Annotated in this window: 13 protein-coding genes; all 13 read right to left on the bottom strand. The window is 51.7% G+C overall.

From position 1 onward, the window contains the following. On the bottom strand, positions 1-1,115 hold a 1,115-nt coding region (locus tag LF95_RS21475; RefSeq protein ID WP_143182139.1), incomplete at its 3' end, for a toxin VasX. Between the two features lie 54 nt (positions 1,116-1,169). After that, a complete protein-coding gene (locus LF95_RS21470; protein WP_073957256.1) occupies positions 1,170-2,009 on the bottom strand; it encodes a hypothetical protein in 840 nt (279 codons plus the stop codon). After that, on the bottom strand, positions 2,009-4,744 hold the full coding sequence (locus LF95_RS21465) for a toxin VasX (protein WP_073957255.1): 2,736 nt from the start codon (positions 4,742-4,744) through the stop codon (positions 2,009-2,011). The genes LF95_RS21470 and LF95_RS21465 overlap by 1 nt, the downstream gene beginning before the upstream one ends. Before the next feature lie 97 nt (positions 4,745-4,841). Beyond that, entirely contained in the window at positions 4,842-5,717 is an 876-nt protein-coding gene (locus tag LF95_RS21460) for a hypothetical protein (protein WP_073957254.1), read from the bottom strand. 41 nt (positions 5,718-5,758) lie between these two features. Further along, on the bottom strand, positions 5,759-6,634 hold the full coding sequence (locus LF95_RS21455) for a hypothetical protein (RefSeq protein WP_073957253.1): 876 nt from the start codon (positions 6,632-6,634) through the stop codon (positions 5,759-5,761). A 77-nt stretch (positions 6,635-6,711) separates the two neighbouring features. Beyond that, entirely contained in the window at positions 6,712-7,557 is an 846-nt protein-coding gene (locus LF95_RS21450) for a hypothetical protein (RefSeq protein ID WP_073957252.1), read from the bottom strand. After that, positions 7,557-10,304 carry a toxin VasX gene (locus LF95_RS21445; RefSeq protein ID WP_073957251.1) on the bottom strand — a complete coding sequence of 916 codons (2,748 nt, stop codon included), beginning with the start codon at positions 10,302-10,304 and terminating at the stop codon, positions 7,557-7,559. The genes LF95_RS21450 and LF95_RS21445 overlap by 1 nt, the downstream gene beginning before the upstream one ends. Position 10,305: 1 nt before the next feature. Beyond that, positions 10,306-11,667, bottom strand: coding sequence for a DUF4123 domain-containing protein (locus tag LF95_RS21440; protein WP_073957250.1), 1,362 nt, complete (start codon positions 11,665-11,667; stop codon positions 10,306-10,308). Positions 11,668-11,949: 282 nt separating this feature from the next. Continuing rightward, entirely contained in the window at positions 11,950-13,341 is a 1,392-nt protein-coding gene (locus LF95_RS21435) for a type VI secretion system domain-containing protein (RefSeq protein ID WP_073957249.1), read from the bottom strand. Position 13,342: 1 nt separating this feature from the next. Continuing rightward, complete coding sequence (locus tag LF95_RS21430) at positions 13,343-14,734, bottom strand: WD40 repeat domain-containing protein (protein WP_073957248.1); 1,392 nt, start codon at positions 14,732-14,734, stop codon at positions 13,343-13,345. Continuing rightward, the gene (tssM, locus tag LF95_RS21425) at positions 14,731-18,360 is read right to left on the bottom strand and encodes a type VI secretion system membrane subunit TssM (protein WP_073957247.1); all 3,630 of its coding nucleotides are present in this window, start codon (positions 18,358-18,360) and stop codon (positions 14,731-14,733) included. The genes LF95_RS21430 and tssM overlap by 4 nt, the downstream gene beginning before the upstream one ends. Before the next feature lie 13 nt (positions 18,361-18,373). Beyond that, on the bottom strand, positions 18,374-19,153 hold the full coding sequence (locus LF95_RS21420; RefSeq protein WP_073957246.1) for a type VI secretion system-associated protein TagO: 780 nt from the start codon (positions 19,151-19,153) through the stop codon (positions 18,374-18,376). Positions 19,154-19,155: 2 nt separating this feature from the next. Beyond that, positions 19,156-20,712 carry a sigma-54-dependent transcriptional regulator gene (locus LF95_RS21415; protein ID WP_073957245.1) on the bottom strand — a complete coding sequence of 519 codons (1,557 nt, stop codon included), beginning with the start codon at positions 20,710-20,712 and terminating at the stop codon, positions 19,156-19,158. Positions 20,713-20,714: the final 2 nt, after the last annotated feature.

Genomic DNA, 20,714 nt, shown 5'->3' with positions numbered 1-20,714 from the left:
GTTCCGAATATATTCGAAACAAAAGTGCAAACCTCCACATCCTTGGAATATTCATCAGCCAGATGGAACATCCTACCAATAGAATACGGATCGAAGTCTGCAACGGTCTCATTTATGTAGATTATTATATCTTTGATTTCCGCTTGAGCATTTAGAATATTATTTTTGATCTCGAGATGTTTTTCTTCCCAACCTTTTCTGAAAGCAGGTTTATTACCTACATATTTGTCAAGAAAACCATCCCGCTCATCAACTTCAGACTTAAGTGCCGTGCAGAAATTCCCGATGGTTAAAGGATATTTATAAGCCTCTGTAACATTTGAAATATACTGACCCATCTGACTAATACGGAACTGGGCATCTTTGATGTCGCCGAGAGGATCGAACAGAGCAACCAAAGCGGCCTGTTCATGGCTGCGTTGCGGCGCGCGTTGAGCTGCCAGTTTAACCTGTGAAAGCTCCAGTTGTGTTACAACCTGCCGGGAAGCACGTTGAGAGTCCGGTTTGAATTCTTCAACAATCTGATCAGCTTTGGCAAGTTTTGCGGCCCATTTATTCGTCCCGCGCAGATTGACAGGCTGCATCAATTGTGCCCGGACTGACGGGTCATTGCATTCTTTAAAATAAGCCGCTGGCCAACGATATTCGCTATATGCAAGCCATACTTTACTCGCCCAACAGGGAACGAATATTGTACTGGATGGGGGAACCGACTCATCGTAAACCCAATTGCCGTCCGCAGTTGCCTTGGTCCATTTATATTTGCTGAATTTAAAATCAGCGCGAATATAACCGTCGGTATTTTCCGGAACGTATGTTCCATTCACATCTTTATTGTTGGTATCAAACCGAAAAATATGCCAGTTGCGGTCGCCGAGCCGGTCTGTCGCAACTTCATCATTCTGCGGGTCTTCCACATAAACATAAACGAACCCGCGCCGCAGCGTACGGACAAGATAGGATCCGGGATTGTCGATCGATGTCGGTTTTACGACATTGTCGAGGTCATAAGGCAGCAGTGAAAATCGAACCGGCAAAATGGGAATAGTCGTGCTCTCGCATGACATTGCGGTTTGTTCGGCATCGGCGGTGGCTGAAAAATCTCCATAATTCATGTTATGTCCCTTTTTTGCTCGGTCGTTTATTTTAGGCTGTTGTCCACTCGGGTCTTAATACCCGTTCTTTAACCAACGCTCCGCTTTTATATCGATATCCCCAGGAAGGCGCGCCACACCAAATAGCGAGCTTTCCCACCATTTTAGCGGCATATGATCGGGCGCGTTTGCAATGCGTTCATCTACAGGTTTCCCTGCCAAAAAATGTTCAAGGGCCTCGCCAAGCTGTTTGCCATATTCTGCCCGGTCCGGCGGATAGGCCCCTAACGCAAATTTGCGTTTTTGAGATGGTTTTCGCGCGTTTCGCAGCCAGACCGTCATCGGTCCACTGCTCTTAAACCGGCCGGAAAGCGGGTCCCATTCACCGCAATAAACAAAGTCAAAATCCGCCGCCGGGAGGATCCAGAATTTACCGACAGAAATCCCATATACGGCTCCAATCTTGCGATTAAATCGCACCAGAGCCGGACGTCGCATGAAAAACCAGGCAAAGGCACAGATTGTGACCAAGCCAAGTGCGAACATGGGGACGATATAGGACTTTGGGTTGGCGTAAAATTGCAGAACGATATATTCAAACGGTGTGGTATCACCTGAACAGCCATAATAGTTCTTTGTCAGGCATTGGTTTGCATAAGTCTGCGCCCAGAGCGGATCTTCACCCCATAAATAGCCACGCCCGATTTTACCGAGAAAATTGTCAATCGGAGTTGCCTGCCCCATCATATAGGGCAAAAACAACCACCAGAAGGTCGCAAGCCATGTTGCAAGGGCAACAAGACCTGCGACCATTTTTCGGCGACCAAATGAATATTGGGCAACCTCAACCACATCCGCATGCGGTCGCGAAACGCCGTCAAGCCCGGAAACCGGTTTATCAGGCGATAGCACCATCACAGATGTCCTTTACCGCTAAGATGCGCCGTATAGGTTTGGCCGGTTTCACCCCGAGTATATTCCGCGCGAACAAAGTCGCCCGTATCCACCGGCATGTAATAATAGCCCGTTGTCGGTGTCAGACGTTGCTGCCGGGGTTCCGTTGCACGGTCAATTTTCACAACAATTGTCGAGGACCCGGCCATTGCATCAACATGCACCTGGCCACTGTCATCTCCGCTGATTTGCCGGGTGGACAGATCATAACTCAGGCGCCACGAACGGCCATAAAGCTCGCGGATGCTCAAATCCAGTGTTCCGGGATTTTCTTCGGTAAAGGCCTGACTTTCAATGACAAACATTCCGTCATCAACGGTTTTGTTTTCAATCGTCATGGTCCAAAGCAAATCTTCAAACCAGTGGATTTCCTCCTCAAGATGCTGTTTCCACGGCCCCGGCAGGTTTCGTGTTTCCTCGATCAGTTCCTGCGGAGAAGGCCGCACCTGCAATTCCCAATAGGGCGAATCACTGCCCCAAAAACATTTACGCACCACATCTTCGATATCGGAATAGGCCAAAAACGTAATGCCAAGCCCAACCAGCAACACAACCGCCCCAATCCAGGCCGTTGCCGGAAACAGCATTAATACCGTCCCGATCAGCAACGCAGAGTTACCAATGATCTCGGCCGGATCATTGCGTTCAACCCCCCGATAAATACCGCCAACCGACATCACAAGCCCCAGGAAAATCGAAACACGCGGCAACCAGGTCGTCACAACACGCCCCACACCGGACGTTGCTGCCAAACGCGGTGCGTAAATCAGGTCATCAGCCCCCTGCGGAATTGCCTTTTTATAAAGGATCTCAAGGGCATCCTGCGTGATCTGTTGGGCAGGGGCGACCATCTTCATGGTTTTGGACGCCAAACCAAGAGACGCATCAGCAACCCCAATCGCCGTCGCCGTCAGGGTAAATTCCTTGCTGGTAAAAAAGCCTGTCATGGCTCCCTTTTCAAAAAGCTCGTTGGCCTTTTTATGCGCCGTTGCCGTCTCAACCAACGCCCAGGCACCAAGCAAAATGCCAATGCCCGCCGTTCCGGTTTCGATCGAACGAATGGTACGATCCGCGCGCAAGCCGCCAACAAGCTCCAGCTTCCCGTTCATCTCAACCGCCGGAATATCGACGGTCGGCATACGGGTATCAAGTGCTGACATATGCAATTGTCCCGTCGGGCTAATGCCGGCCAACAGGTCTTCGACCTGGGCATCATTAAAGGCACCTTGCAGAAACTTTACCGCATCCACGTATGAAACCGTACGCTTGGTCAGCATCAGGGTGCCAGTTGCCGAACGACGATAACCATTGGTCACGGCATTGCGGAATTCTGCCCCTTCGAGCACCGCCCGCTCCGCAGCAACCTCAAGCGCAATCGCTTCAAGGGTAATATCAAAGGAAAACTGCCATTTCCGAATACGCTCAAACACACCAGGGCTAAAGCCACCCCAGGCTTTCATAAACAGGCGCAAAGGTTTATTCAGCGACGAACCGCTATTCTGATCGGCGTTGGGAATATCCTCTGCACCGCCAAGCCCCTTGCGAATGGCAATGTGCCCCTTCGCCGTGGCACCAAGCCCGGCAAGAGCACGCCCAAGCAGCAGCGACGCATATCCCACTGCATCCGGGTCGTTTTGCTGTTCAAAGCCAAGGGTCAGATGCTTGCCAAGACGATGGTCGCTTTCATTCCCGATGCTGACATTGATCCCGGTAATCAGTTCATCAAGCGTATTGTCAATCGCATCAATGATCGATTTCAGGTTCCTATAACTCTCTTCCCAGCCACTGGCAAAGGCGGGATCCTGCATTTGGTACCATTCGTCACGCTTGGGCACCTGGTCTTTAACGGCCTCACAAAACCGGCCAATCGTTAATGGATAAACATTGGCATTGGAAAAATTCTGTTTGTGTTCGATTTTCGCGGCATAGCGAAACTGCATTTCCAGAATATCGCCCAGCGGGTCATGCAGGGCTGCAACAATGGCACATTCATCCGAAATTTGCGGCGGAATTGCCGTGGCAAATTTGGTTTGCGACAGGCTTAAACGTGCGGCAAGGGTCGGGTTTGTGCGCAAAGGTGTCGGCTTAAATTCCTCGACCAGTTCTTCAGCCTTACCAATATAGGCCGCCCACTGGTTTTGCCCGCGCAAATTAACAGGTTGCATGATCTGCTGGCGGAAACTTTCCTGATGGCCCTGACGGAAAAATGACGGCGGCCAGCGATATTCGCTATAGGCCAGCCAAACTTTGCTGGCCCATTTCGGCACCCAGATGGTTTTGCTAGCCGGGGTGGAGCTGTCATATTTCCAAGTATCGGCGCCGTAATTATCCGTCCATTCATATTTGGTGAAGCTGTAATCGGCACGGTGATAGCTGTCGGTTCCGCTGGGAACAAAATCGCCGTTAATATCCTGGCCCTTGGTGTCATAGCGAAACACATACCAGGCGCCAGGCCCCTTGCGGTCGCTGGCGTCATCCGTTTCCTGCGGGTTTTCGACATACACATAAACAAACCCGCGCCGTAATGTGCGGATAAGATAAGAGCCAGGATTACCGATCGAAGTCGGTTCCTGCACATTCTCCAGCTCGTAAGGCAGCTGCGAAAAACGCACCGGCAGAATGGGAATGCTGCTGCGCTGGCAGGGGAAAAACGTTTCTTCTGAATCTGCATTCGCAGAAAAATCACCATATTCCATGTCGTTTGCTCGCTCTTTTGTGTTCCAACCGGGCTTTGCCCCGATGCAGTTTAATCTGCACCTTCATTGTCTTTAATTTCGCCCGCAAGGGCGGGGATCAGTGTGTTTTCTGATGTTGAGACCGCAACCATTCTTCCGCACGTTGATCAATATCGTCCGGCAGTTTCTTGCGCCCGAACAGAGACCGATGCCACCAGCGATATTTCAGATTTTTCGGCCAGCCGCGTTCGCTATCCTCATAAGTACCCAACATGAATTCATGCAGTATTTCGCCCAGGAATAGTCCATATTCGTCACCAGGAAAGGGATATATTCCAAGTCTGAAAGTTTTTCTCTTCTTCAGATTTTGCGATGATCTTAGTTTTATATCCATCGGACCGTTAAACCCACCGCCATTCCAAACATCCCGGCTCAACTGGCAGCTGTAATCAAATATGTATAGAGGATGTATCCAAAGCTTTCCCCGATGCCACGTATAAATAGCACCGAGATTACGATTAAAGCGCACGGGAGCCGGACGGCGCAGAAAAAAATAACCGAAGCTAAGACAGCCCCAACCCAAAAAAAAGATACATATATCGAAATATGTCCTCGGGTGCCGTTTCATCTGAAGCATCATAAACTGGAAAGGCGTCGTATCTTTGGTGCATCCATAAGACTCATCTTGAACACACCCCTTCAAATAAGTACGCTGCCAAGACTCATGATGCCCCCACAAATATCCATAACCAAAATAACCCAGAAAATATGCTCTATCCTCCCACGCGCTCATTTCCTGATCCTGATCATATGTTCCCGCTTCATCATTCTTTTCATAAGGTTGAAAAAAATAAATCAGGGTAGAGGCCATGATAAAAACTGCTGTGAACCCGGCAACAAATTTTAAACCATGAAAAAAACGCTCGACATCCGCTATTCCTGATGCACGAAGCGCGATCCCCAGATAAATGGTATTTGGCTTTTCTGTAGTCATTACAAATTCCTAAAATTCTCCAGACAAGCAAAGCCAAAACTCTACAAATATTTATGTTTCTTGAGCCACTCGTCGGCGCGGACATCAATATCGTCTGGCAGTTTTGCCACAGGGAAAATGGCCCATTTCCACCATGTCAGAGGCAATCGTTTAGGCGCATTTTCAATAATGTCCGGCGTTCGCGATGTTTTTAGGAACGCAGTGATCGCTTTTCCCAAAACCCTGCCATGTAATCGATCCCGGTGGGGATATCCGCCCAGTTTGAATTTGCGCGTCTTGTTTGGGTTTTTCGCGTTCTTCATGCGAACAACCATTGGACCACTGGTAAAGAACCGGAATGACAGCGGATCCCATTCGCCTTTATATGAAAATTCAAATTCAGAAGACGGCAATATCCAAAGCTTTCCCAAATCCCATCCATAAATAGCACCAATTTTCCGATTAACTCTGAACGGAGCCGGACGACGGATAAAAAAATAAACAAACAAAGCCAATAATATAATAAAGGCACCAGTAATTGCTATAATATAGTGCTTCGGATCGTCATAAAACTGAATGACAACATATTGCAATGGCGTTGTCGTATTTTTACAAGCCAAGATATGATTTCGCAAACAATCATTCAAATAAGATTCTCTCCAACTTTCATCCACCCCCCATAAATATCCACGCCCTAAAAGACCTAAAAAATGATCAATCTGTTCAAATCCGCCGTTTAGATAAGGTAGAACCGCATATCTTACAGTACTGATCCAAGTAGCAACTGCGGTAATACCCGCAATCATTTTCCGACGACCAAAATCATATTTCTCTACATCAACAATATCCTGGGAAATACGTGATATCCCTTCAAATTGTGACGCGTTAACATATTTTTCCAGCGTTATGCCCAACCCTGATTTCTTTGATTTTAACATATTGGACTTATGACACCTTTATGCTCAAAGAATTATCCATGCGGAGACAAAAACCCTACAATTACTATATTCCGATCTCATGCCTCATTTTTCTGATGTAATCGCAACCACTCTTCCGCACGTTGATCAATATCCTCCGGCAGTTTTGCTACCGGAAAAACGGCCCATTTCCACCATGCTAGGTGCAATTTCTTAGGCGCATTTTCAATAATGTCCGGCGTTCGCGATGTTTTCAGGAACGCTGTGATCGCTTTTCCCAAAACCCTGCCATGTAATCGATCCCGGTGGGGATATCCGCCCAGTTTGAATTTGCGCGTCTTGTTTGGGTTTTTCGCGTTCTTCATGCGAACAACCATTGGACCACTGGTAAAGAACCGGAATGACAGCGGGTCCCACTCGCCTCTATACGAAAATTCAAATTCAGAAGCCGGCAAGATCCAGAGCTTCCCCTGATCCCAGCCATAAATAGCACCAATTTTTCGATTAACTCTGAACGGAGCCGGACGACGGATAAAAAAATATGCAACCAGAATTGTCAACATGATTAAAGCAGTAACAGGTGTTAAAATATATCGCATCGGTTCTGCGTAGAACTGGATCGCGACATATTCCAACGGTGTCGTCGTATCGGTGCATGACAGAAAATGATCTCGCAAACAATCGTACAAATATGACTTCTTCCACCCAATATCTGTCCCCCACAAATACCCTCTTCCCACCATACCCAAATAATAATCAATCCACTCCACATTCCCCGCCAAATAAGGAATAATAAAATACCATATCGTTCCTACCCATCCGCCAATACCAGCGAGGCCAAATACCATTTTCAAACGACCGAATTCGTATTGCTCTACATTCAAAACGTCTTGATAGGGGTGAGAAAAACCCTCAATTTGAGATTTGGTGTTCTCTACCACCATTATATTCTCCCTTTATCAAGTAATTCGCCTGTAATCGTCATCGGTGTATCTCCACCCGTATATTCTTTAATACCGCGCGTATATTTGGCCTTAATATAATACCCCTCTTCAAACTCGTGCCGCCGCCCCGCAATATTCGGGCCTCTTAACTTGCCAAAATCCGGGCCCGGGTCAATTTTCACCACAATTGCAGACGATCCCGCTATCATCCTGACATGGATCTGTTCTTTATGATCATCGCCACTAAGCTGGCCAGTTGCTAAATTATATTTCACTTGCCAGAAACGCCCGCGTAATTCACGGATGTTTAAATCGAGTATTCCTGGTTTTTCCTCAGCAAATGCGGGACTTTCGATGAAAAATAATCCGTCATCGTCAACTGAATTCTCAATTTTGATTGTCCATAATAAGTCTTCAAACCAATGAATTTCGGTTCGGAGACGCTTATTCCAGGGCGTAGGCAGATTGCGTGTTTTCTCTATTAAATTTACGCGCCTTTTTAGCCCCCAATATGGAGTACGACTTCCCCAAAAACATTTGCGCACGACATCTTCAATATCGGAATAGCTCAACAACGTAATACCGGTGCCAATTATCAGGAACACTGCACTTACGATCGGAGAAGCTTCAAAGAACATCATCAATGCGCCAATAAAAACTGAAACATTGCCTATGATTTGAGCAGGGTCCTCTCGCTCAAGGCCCCGCTTATAGCCCCCATACGCAGACAAAGCAGTCAACACTATAGACAGTCTGGGCAACCCCAACGGCACAATCCGGCCAACCCCAGCTACCGATGCAAGGCGCGGGGCATAAAGCAGATCTGCTGCTCCTCTGGGAATGGCCCGTTGGTACAAAGCGCGCAGGGCGTTTTGCGAAATTTGCTCGGTAGGCGCAAATGCCGTGGCTGTTTTCGTGCCTAAAGTTAACGCAGCATCTGCAATAGAGACCGCTATTGTCGTGACGTTAAAAGCCTTACTGGTAAGAACCGATGTCAACTCTCCCTTTTTAAATAACTCATATGTTTTTTCCTGCGTCTGCGCCGTTTCACAAAGGGCCCAAAAACCCAGCAATAGCGAGATACCAGCAGCACCACCCTCCAACGTGTAAATGGTGCGATCCGTTCGCAAACCGCCCAAAAGCTTGACGTCACCATTGATCTCGACCGCGGGCAAATCTACTGTCGGCATCCGCGTATCAATGGCCGACAAATGCAGCTTTCCGGACCGGCTAATACCGGCAACGAGATCCTTCACCTCGGCATCATTAAAGGTACCTTGCAGGAATCTTACCGCATCCTCGAACGAGACTTGTCGTTTGGTCAGCATGATGGTGCCATCGGACGAACGGCGATAAACATTCTCGATGGCGTTCCTAAGTACCGGGTCATTCCGCACTTTGGGTTCTACGGCGATCTCAAGAGCAATGGCTTCAATCGTAAGATCAAATATAAAACGCGACTTCCGTATTTGATCATAATATTTAGGGCTTATATCTTCCCATGCCATAAAAAAGGCGCGCAAAGACGTATTTAAAGCAGAACCGTTATTCCTGTCAGCGTCTGGTATGTCTTCGGCACCGCCCAGACCTTTGCGAATGGCAATATGCCCCCGTGCCGTTGCACCAAGGTCATCAAGAACCCTGCCGAGCATCAAAGAAGCGTAAAAAACTGCGGCGGGATCATTTTCCTGATGAAATCCAAGAGCCAGATGTTTACCCAGGTAATGATCATTTTCATTACTCATGAAAGTATTAATGCCGGTAATCAGTTCCTCGAGACTATGGTCAATACTTTCGATAGCTGAAACAAGGCTGTCATAAGATACTTCCCAGCCATCTGCAAAAGCAGACCTCTGAAGCTGATACCATTCCTTACGGTCGGGCACCTGATCCTTGATCACCTTGCAAAACCGACCGATGGTTAAAGGATAGGCATTCGCATTGGCGAAATTCTGTTTATGCAGCACTTTCGCGGCATATCGAAACTTCATTTCCAGAATATCACCCAGCGGGTCATGCAAAGCTGCGATCACAGCACATTCATCTGAAATTTTTGGTGGTACGGCTGCTGCAAACTTGGTTTGAGACAGGCTCAAACGTGTGGCAAGGATCGGGCTTTTACGCTTGGGCGCTGGCTTGAATTCCTCTACCAGTTCCTCGGCCTTGCCGATATAGGCCGCCCACTGGTTTTGCCCGCGCAAATTAACCGGTTGCATGATCTGCTTGCGGAAACTTTCTTGATGGCCCTGACGGAAAAAGGATGGCGGCCAGCGATATTCGCTATAGGCCAGCCATACCTTGCTGGCCCATTTCGGTACCCAGATGGTTTTGCTGGCCGGGGTGGAGCTGTCATATTTCCAGGCACCCGCACCGTAATTGTCCGTCCACTCGTATTTGGTGAAGCTGTAATCGGCACGATGATAGCTATCAGTTCCTTGTGGAACGAAATCACCATTGATATCCTGGCTCTTGGTATCATAGCGAAACACGTACCAGAAACCCGGCCCTTGACGGTCGCTTGCTTCATCGGTTTCCTGCGGGTTTTCTACATACACATAAACAAACCCGCGCCTTAGCGTGCGGATGATATATGATCCCGGATTACCGATAGAGGTTGGTTCCTGCACGCTGTCAAGATCATAGGGCAGCAATGAAAATCGCACCGGCAAAATGGGGATCATGCCGCGCTTGCAGGGGAAAAACGTTTCTTCTGAATCTGCATTCGCAGAAAAATCACCATAGTCCATGTCAGTCACCCACCATCTTGGTTGCCAGGGCCAGCAGGGCGTCCGCCCGGTGCACATCGCTCATATTGTCAAAATCGGGGATTTCAGCAGGGTCGAGTTTGTCGGCGGCGTGCCCGGCCCGGTGCAGCACAAATTGTGCTTCCATTGTTTTGAGAACCGCCAGTTCAGAGGTCATTCCCAGTTCACGGGCATAACGATACTGTTGGGTCAGGACATCGTCATCCGGGTTGTCTTCGTATTTGGCCTTAAAAAAGGCCTTCACCCGGTCGATAAAGCCCGTGCGTTTATTGCCCGCAACAAAGGCGCTGAAGGTCGGAAAAAATGGCTCGCTTGCCGTCGCCTCGCTGCCGGTTTTGCCGACAATACGCGCCGCCCCCTCCTTGTGCGGCGCAATCAGCACATCAATTTCGCGAAAGAAACCCTCGGGAAACGGGCCTTTGGGATGTTCGTGCAGGTAATAAACAAACATGCGGTCCCAAAAGCGCAAAAAGAACCATTTGTCATTGCTATCGCGAATTTTGGTGAACTTGCGCAAATGCCGCCAGATATCATCAAACCCGGCAGATGACCGGATAAAGGCTGCGGCTTCACGGTCCCAATGCTGCCAGGGACGATCCCCCTTTGACAAAAGGTCACGGGTAAAGCGCGCATCCTGCTCAAGTTTCACCAGATAGGGTGCAACCTCGCCCAGATTTTCACCCGCTTCCCCGGTAAACAGGCAGCGATATTCCAGCCCCGATGTCGCAAGATTTTCCACCAGATGCGTCATTTTCGAGGCATCAATCACCGCATAGGTGGCAAGGCCGGTTTTGCCGGTTTTTTCAATATCCCCAAACAGATATTCCGCCAGATCATCCGGCACGGTTTTGGGCGGCCAAACCCCAAACTGATCATCCAGCGGAGTGACATCTTCTTTCAATTCCGCCCAGATGGCATCGGCATGTTCCCCCGGCCCGTCCTCCGCCGTTGCCAGCGGGCCGATTTCCACCGGGCGGTAATCATGGACCATGCGGGCAAGGTCAAGGGCGGATTTATCCTTGGGATAGCGCATCATCCAGCGGGTGGCGGGCATGATATCCTCGCACCACAAAAGCCGGAGCGGCTGATCAACGAGAAATTTTTCCAGAGCCTGTTCAAAACCCGCCCGGTCATTGGTCAGAACCGCGACAAGGCCCTTGCAGTGATCATCACGGTCGGCAGCAAGGGCGAACGGATCATCCTCCTTTTGCGTGCCCGCCGCATCATTGTCCGCCTGGTTATCCTGTGCACCATCGTCATTTTCATCGGCAACACGCACAAAATGGCACTGGGCCAACCAGGGTTCGGTGGTTGTTACGGCATCACGTATCAGATCAACAGACATAGGCTTTCAGCTTCCGCTTTCTGGTTGCACAGAACCCGCAAGATTTAACAACACCCCACGGGCGGAATGGCACATCATCACCATGCCCAAAAACATTGAGCAGAATCTGCCAAAATTTTAAAATACAGCCCCATGAAAGACAGCTGCTTAACTATTTGAAAAACAAACGTTTTCCAAAATAAGGCTTCAAGGCCCAATCATCAAATCGGGCGGAAATCCGCCCGCGCGGGCGAAATTTCGCCCGATGGGCTATTTTGCGGCCCAATTTGCCTGATGAATCGATCAGCCAACACGGCTTCTCTCCTGTTGCACTTCGCGCAAAAGGGCCTTGTCCCATTCGCTGAGTTTGGCGACGCCAAATTCATGCAAAATCTCATCAAAAATCAGGCGGGCATGGCTTTTTAGCCCATGTGTCGCCATTTCCTTGGCCAGGGTAAATTTCGCCAGAACCGTCTCGCGGCCCGAACTGCTTTTGGCAACCGCGTCATCGGCGACCCGCAGGGCATCTTCCAGGCTCGGCTTTTTGGTGTCGGTTTCCTGCTGGTCGTCCATGTCGGGTGCATCGTCAGCAGAACCGTTACCCGATGATCCGCCCTGCCCCTTCGCCTTTGTGGGCGCGGTGCCAACATTTGCCAGCCACTGGGCAATTTCGGGCGAGACATAGGGCTTGTTATTGGCATATTGCAGCTTATCAAGCCCCGGCAGAGACTGGACACGTTCGGCAGAGCGCCGGGCAATGGCATCGGCCACTGCATCATGACCCAGCTTGCGCGCCATGCGTTCGGCCAATTTTTGGCCTTCAAACCAGTCGGGGCTCATATAAAGGCGATCTTCAAGCTTGGCGAGCTTCGCCTCGTCCGGCGCGGTGGCAGCGGCCTTGTGTTCATCGAGAATGAAGGCCGGCATTGCCTGTTGCTGGGTCACACCGTCGGTATTTTCCGGCAGGGTTTTATGTTCCAGCCACGCGGCATAGCCGCGCATCAAATAGGCCACCGGCGCATCGGGATCAAACTGGGTAATACGATCCGCAACCGAGCGTATATCCTTGCGTAACACCGCACGATCGCGGGCATTCAGTTCCCGCGGAACAAATTCACCGTCTTTGCCGCCCCCATTCGCCGCCTTGTTATTCTCCTGCGGCGGCGGGGGTGATTTCGCGGCTTCCAGCGCCTCGCTTAACGGGGCCACATCCACCCCATGCGGCGAAGCCAGTTCTACCAGCGCCAATGCCTTGGCGCGGCTTTCATCGGGCAGGGTGCGTTCGGCCTTGCAGACATATTCCACCCCGGATGCCAAATAACTGATGATATCGCCAATCCAGACATCGCGCAGCCGACCAGCCCGCTTGGATTTGGGGTGCATTTCCTGCCAGGCCTGGGCAAACAGATAGGTCGAAAGCTGTAACGCCTTTGCCAGATTCGCCGCTGTGGTTGGCTGGTTTGTCAGTGCCAGAACGGCACCATGGAACCCCTTGAGATGGGCACATTTGGACAGGACCGCCGCTGCCTGTTCGGCAACGGCATCCCAATCCATACTTTCGGCATTCAGCGTGCCGCGCTTCATCAGCTCATTATCGATCTGATCAAGCGATTCCTGAATATCGTCGTCAATCTCGCCAAATTCCCGGTCCGGGCCGGGAATGCTGGCAAGGATTTGTTCAATCGGAAACTTCATATCAGTCGAACATAAAGGTTTTTTCGGGCTGATCGGCCATCACATTCCAGCGGGCAAGTTGCCCATCAGCCTGTGCAACAATGGCCTTGGTGCCATCCGGGCTGATTTCAACACCCACCAATGGCGTATCAGTATGAAGGGCGGTGCGAATATAATGACCGGTTTCAAGGTCCCAATATTCGATATTGCCCTTGGTGGTGGCAACGGCGATCAGGCCCAGGCTGTCAGACACATCATAGCCGACAATACTGCCGCCCTTCTCCGGGGTAATTTTGGCCGCCAGAATATTGCGTTCGGTATTCCAGACACGGATCATGTCGTTATCTTCGCGCGCCAGAAGCAGGCTGCCATTTTTGGCAAAACGGCCCTGGGTCATATGTACGCCGGACCCGACATATAAACGGCGGGATTCCATTGCATCAAAATCAATGTAATAGGGCGAACCGAAGGTCTGGAAAATCGCGGCATAGCGGTTATCAGGTGACACCACGATGTTATAAACAACGGTATCAAATTCCAGGGTATGAATGACCTCGCCTTTTTTGCGGTCATAAATTGTTACCGTGCCATCCTTGGCCGAGGACACAATCAGATCACGCCCGTCAACACTGGCAATATCAAGCACCGGCCCGGCATGGCTATAAAGACGGGTGGTATCGACCGAAGGTTTCCATTCCTCGATCTCGCCCCGGTTGGTGCCGTAAATGACATCATTATAAGCACTGCCATCCATCACCTGACGGGGTTGGGAAACCTTGTTTTCGGTAAATTCCACCATTTCACCGGCGGCAAGATCCCAAAGTTCCACCCGGCCACCTTCAACCGCCATTGCCAGGTAGGGTGAGTCCTTCACCGTGGCGACATCATAAACGTTGGTCAGGTTAAAGGTGCTGTTTTGCGGACGCAAAACCACCTGCTGGCTCAGATCAGCAGTGTTCCAGGACATCATGGTTCCGCGCGGGCTTTCGCCCACAATACGTTCCCGATCCTTCCCCGCCAACAGAACGCCACTTAAGCGCGGGGCGATTTGTTCCAGTTCGGTATCGGTCCCCTTGGGGGTAAAGGTCACAGCCTTGCCATTGCGATAAACCGCAAAGGGCGTGTTCTCGGGCCCGGCAAAGCCAAACCCGGCAAACGGGCTATCCACGGGCTGACCCAGTTTTTGAAAATCAAATTTGGCGGCAAGGCGATCTCGATCAAGCTTGTCAAGCTTGTCGCGTTCGGCATCACTCATGCCAAATCCCTTGGCGCGCAATTTGGCCTCGGCCTCCGCACTGAGCGGACCGGTATAGGTCTTGCCCGCCTGGGGGATCGATGATCCCGGGCTGGCACAGCCCGACAGCATCAATACCGTTGCAACAGCCGTTAACGTGGAAATACCGGTTCTGGTCATGAAGATAGTCCCCCATGTAGATTTCTGGGCAATGAGAAGCCACTAAGCGGACTGTTGAAAAACGCGTTCACACGGGCTTCCGGGCGAATGCGGAATGTCGCAGTCTGGCCGTTGGCATTGGCAAAAGAGATATCGACGGAATTATTGTCGAGATTGGATTTCTTGGCCGCATCATAAAGATGCAGGAAGGACCACGGCCCGTCGAACTGTTTGGACATGGACCGTCCCGCCCCGGAAAGGGCCGACATATCCACGCGCGAAGACGCCGGGCCGTCGATGATATTGGGCCAGAAAACCGTAATCGGACGGCTGGGGCCGTGGCTGCTGACAACCAGCTGGCCTTCAAAATTCAGAACCGCACGGCTGATATTGGCATTCATGCCCACCGGCGCGACGCTGAATTCAACCGACAGATCACCTGTCTGGTTAAAGAAGCTTTTGGTGATGTTCATTGCGGTCCGCAACTGGGTGGTAAAATTGCGATCAACCGTAATGGACTGGCCATCGATCACTTTGGGTTTTCCGGTGTTTTCATCAACAAAGGTCAGCAATTCCTGTTTGTAGAACGCATCAAGAATGCCACCGGGACGGAAAAATTCTTCAAAATCTTTCAGGGGCAAATCATTGCCCGACTTGCGGTTGAACGGATACTTGCCCGCAATAAGCCGTTGATAGGCCCCATAAACCTGATCATGCCACTTACGGCCCAGCGCAACCGAGGCACCCCGCATGATGATCCCCCAGGATTGGTCGGCAACCGATTGCAAATGCTGACCAAACGGGGCGGGTGTGCGTTCTGCAACACGTTCAAGCACAAAGATCGGGTCGTCACCGGCCAGTTTGGCCCGCTCAATCGCCAGTTCCAGCGACTTTGCGCTCGGGTCCGAGGCGTCACGCACGGCTTTCATATATTGATAGACATTACCCAGGGCATCTTCGATTTCGTCCATATTGGACGGGCCGCCATCCGGGCGTTCCACCAGCATTTCACGAATGTCGGCAAAGGCACGTTCAATATCACGCGCAGCCACCCGGTTGGGATCTTCGGGTGTTTCAAAATCCACCTGATCGGTCAGGTCTTCGCCGTCCTCGCCCTTTGGTGCTTCCTTGGGTTCATACAGAACCGAATTATCCCGCACCAGTTCGGCAACCCGGCGAATGGGGTTGTTGCCGTCAGAAAGCGTATGGAGAATTTCGGTTGCCTGTTTGATATCGGCGAACGGACGCACCTGCATGGAATTCAGACCATGTTTCCAGGCACCGATATAATCATTCACATAGCTTTCCCGCACCCGGTTGCGAATTTCGTCGTAATCGGCGTCGGTAATGTTGCTGGTTTCCAGTTTACCCAACACCCACAAATCATCGCCGGCAACCTTTGCCACCTGTTCAAGCTGCGGTACGAACATCGCGTGATACTGCTTTTTGGTGAAAAAGCGCGGAATTTCAAACGGTCCCTGATCCGGGTCGCTCACACTTTGCACGCTGCAATCGCTTGCCGCAGCCAGCCCGTTTCCGTCGGTTTCCGATGCGTTGGCTTCCTGTTGCAAATCAACCGGCTGATACACAACATTAAACGGTGCCCCTGCCGCAATCGGCAATTCCAGCGGTTTGGACAGCTTCTGTGTCGTGCGCGACCGAATGGTGCGATACACACGGGTAAACGGGGTTTGCTGGCTTAGATCCCGTTGGGCCTGAGCAACCAGATTGGCATCAACTTCATAGGCCTGCGGGTTACGTTCCAGCATGTAATTCAAATGCGCGGCAAGCTGTTCGCGGGTTTCGGGTTCACGTTTCAGCCGGGTTTCCCAAAGCTGATTGAAATAGCCATCGACAATGGCATCATCACGCCCGCCCAGATCAGCCATCATGCGATAAACACGCAGATAATCCAGTTCCTTGTCGCCGCCTTTCGGGCAGACGGAACGCAGATTCCGGGCCAGACCCGCCACCAGTGCCGGAGCAAACTGGTTATGAAGTTCATAATTATAGGCACGGTCAATAATCGGCCCGATATCACGGCCCTGATAGAGGGTGAGTTGCGCCTGCACTGCACCAACGTCACGATAATCGCCAAATTCATCAATCGCGGCCCGCAAATCATTCAGCGGTTTCAAATATTGCTGGCCGGTCGGATCCAGGCTGGCACGGGCATCAGCCTTGCTGAAGGCCTCGGTCTTTGCCAGTACATCCTGTGCGCGTTCCATATTGATCTGATAACGGTCATTCCAATAGAACACGCCAACGATGCAGGCAGCGGCCCCAACACCAAACGACATCAAAATACGTTTGCGATAGCGTTCCTCAACCCGGAAATTGTTCCCGGCCAGGCCTGCCTCGGGGAAAACCACCTTTTTGAGGAACGAGGTCACAAAATAGGGATAAGACGTGTTCTGGCTGGTGCCATAAAGCGGCGCAGGCAGGGCATAACGCTGACCAACGGCTTCAAGGAACACGTTGCGCGGTGCATTTTCCTGACGGTTACTAAAGAAATACAAACCACGCACCAAAGGCGGCGTTGTAAATTTATCGGGCGACAAAGCCCCTTCCAGGAACGAGCGCAACGGTGCTTCAAGCCCCAGGAAGGTCCGGTAAAAGGAAAATGCTTCCTGGCGGCTATTGGCGGATTTCAGCTCCAGCACCCGTTTTTTCAGACGCAGATGCAAACGATCCAGATATTCGGCATATTGTTTGTCAAACTGGTCGAGCCAGTCGGGGGTATGGCGTCCTTCATACAGGAAATGGAAGCCATAGAGCATTTCGCGATCCGCCGCACTAAGCGTTGCGAAATAATCGGCAAACCCGGCCACCTGATCAAGCTTGGTAAAGGCCAGATGGATGGTCATGCGGGTTCCCAGGCGCTCTACCGCATCATTGATAATCCGACGGACTTCGAGAGCGTAATTTTCGCGCTGGTTAAACGACATGCCCATAAATTCGGACAGGTCGATCGCCAGAACGATACCGTTAATCGGGCGGCGCGGGCGCACACGCTGCAAATTGGACAGGAACGCATCCCAAAGCGCATTTTCAACCGATGACCGGCGCTGTTGCGGACGGAAATAATCGCCATTCAGGTCCAGCAGCACGGCCTCGTTACCAGCCACCCGCCAGGAAAAGAACTGGTTGGCCTGACGCGGCGGCAATTCGCGCAAATCATGTTCAATTTCATGGTCAATCGGAAACCGCAGATCGCCATTTTCAATAAGGCTGGTTTTTCCACTGCCGGGCTGTCCCAGCACCAGATACCAAGGCAGGCTGTAAACACCGCGCCCCTCGCCCGACCAGCGATTGCGGATCACCGTCATCGCCCGGTCAAACACCTGGGCCATAGCGGTTTTTTCCATTTCTTCTTCCGAAGGCTGGCGCGAACTGGCATTTCGGCGTGCCAGCCACCAGCGGACAACCGCCCGAATGGCCATAAACAAAAACAGGCAGGCCGAAAGAAGCAGCAACCCGGCGGAAACAACAAACCGGATGCCTTCATCCTTGAACGGATAAACGCCATGCGTGCCGATGCGTGCACCGAAGAAATAAATAATCGGTGCCATGATCAGGCTGAACACCGCAATCAGCACCAGCGGGCGCAAAAGTTTCTTGAGAAGATTGAATAATCGCTTAACCATTTTCCTGACCTGCCTACCTGCTGTCCATTTTCCATGCGCAATGACGGCCCATCATCGGAAGGGCGCTGCGCAACGCATCAGCATCGAAAAACAGCGAACGCTGTTCATTTCCGGCATCAACCGACACCTGAATTCTGCTGCCATTGGTAATCGTCTTTAAAAGCCGGATGCTTTCCAGCCCGCGCGGGGTTTCAAGAATGTGCCCCTGACCATTGACCCGCAACAGCGTGCCAATGGCATTTTCCTGTGCAAGGCTGTTGCCATACAGGAACCGGGCATCAACCGTGCGACCGGCAAAATCATTTATCCACATCAGGCGCATCCGGGTGATGTTGTTTTCACAACTCACCAGCATTGCCCCCTTTTCCCCGGCATCAGCCAGGGCCGGCAATGCCAGATAAAGGTCCGCCTTGCGGCGAAGCTGATCAAAATCGGCCATGTCGCGCGGCGGATTGATCCGGTCGAGCAAATCGCCATTTGTGCCGGTTATTTTCGCGCCGGTCTTGTGGTCAAGCAATGTCACCGCCACACCCTCGGGCGTGATATTGGACGAGCGCAAAAACCCGTTAACATAGGAAATGGCCAACGGCGTTTTTTCATCTTCATCTGCCGCCGGTTTTGCAATGGCGATACCCTCGTCACCCGTATTGGGGCGACCCAGCAGGCTGTCATAACATCCCAGCCGGTCCAGGCGGTTTGCCGTGGCAAAACAGGCAGCAAGGCCATCATCATCAATTACAGTTTGCGCATGGGCATTCACGCTGGCACCACATGCCAGCATCGTTGCCATCATGCCTAAAGTCCGTATTTTTTGCATTTATCTGCCAGTGTTCTTTTGGGGACACCCAGCATCTCGGCGGCCGTGGCGCGGTTGCCATCGGTTTGCGCCAATGCCCGGGTAATCAGGTCCTGTTCAAACATTGCAAGTGCCTCGGGCAGGGGTAAAATCCCCGGCGTGGAGACGTTCTCGGGTTCGCTTTGTGCATCCACGGCCTGAAAATGCTCGACCGTCAGCATCGTGCCATCTTTGGCATTGCTGGCCGCAAGGCGGGTCAGCCCCTCAAGTTCGCGGCGGTCGCCGGCAAAGGGACGCTGCGACAAAAAGGCAAAGGCCGCCGGATGCAGTTTTAAATGACGTTTTTCCTCGCGCTCGATGCCGCTCAAAACCGCGTGTACGATATCGCCAATGTCTTCGCGGCATTCATCAAGCGAGGGAACGGTAAGGGCCATTTCGCGCAGGCGATAATAAAGGCCCGGCAAAAATGTACCTTCCTGGGCGCGTGCCGCCAGGTCAGAACGCGCTGAAACAATGATACGCGCGGACAATGGCAAATCACGGTCACTGCCCAGCGGGCGATACTGCCGGGTTTCGAGCAATCGCAGCAAAATTTCCTGACCGGGGCCACACAGGCGGTCAATCCCGTCCAGATAAACCACCCCATTGCCCGCCTTGCGCAACAGGCCCTGGCGGGCACTCGCCACCCCCTTGATCGCGCCGCGTTTGTGACCAAAAAGCTCGGGCGTGAAAACATCAATGGGCAGGCTGGCACAATTGGCATAGACAAAGGCAGACGCCGAATGCACGGAATGTTCGTGCATCGCCCGGGCCACCTTTTCCTTGCCCACGCCATCTTCACCCAAAATCATGACCGGGCCGGTTTTATCGGCCAGATGCGCCACTTTTTCGCGCAAAACCTGCATCGGACGGGACCGGCCAATCAGGCGTTTGGACAAACGACCGGTTTCACGCTGGCGCAAAGACATCCGGTCGCCTTCGGCACGGGCCAGCGACTTTGCCAGCATCGCCTTTTCATTTTCCTGGCCCGCCACCACCTGGCGGGTTTCAATCGCCGATGACACCGCACGCAAAATTTGTCGTGCCACACTGCGGTCCAGCCACGGGGCAATCGCCCCATCAGACAACACCACCGCAACACCCAAAAAATCCGCATTGGCGCGGGCCAGTGGCAACACCGCCAAATGCGACGGGCAACTCAAACCCTCAATCGCCGATATGACCGGCGAAATGTCGTACCCTGCTGTCCCGTTATCCAGGCACAGGTTTTTGCCGGTAAAGGCCACCTGGGTTAACGGGCATACCGGGGACCGCCCCCCACCCTGTAACGGATGGACCAGCGATCCCGGTGCCCAGGTTGAAAAACCTTGGGCATAACCGCCAGACAACACCAGGCTGCGCCCGGTGGCATCCAGCAAATAGATCAGCGCAATGCGACCGCCGGTCATATTGGCAATAAGTTCGCCACTTTGAACCAGTACGCCGTCCAGCCGTGTCTGGTTAACCAGATTGCACAGCGAGACAAAGTGATCGCGCATATTGAACTGATCGATCATGT

Source organism: Thalassospira sp. TSL5-1 (genome assembly GCF_001907695.1).
Taxonomy (GTDB): Bacteria; Pseudomonadota; Alphaproteobacteria; order Rhodospirillales; family Thalassospiraceae; genus Thalassospira.
The sequence above is the reverse complement of the archived record's forward strand: the minus strand, read 5'-3'. Positions and strand labels throughout refer to the sequence as shown.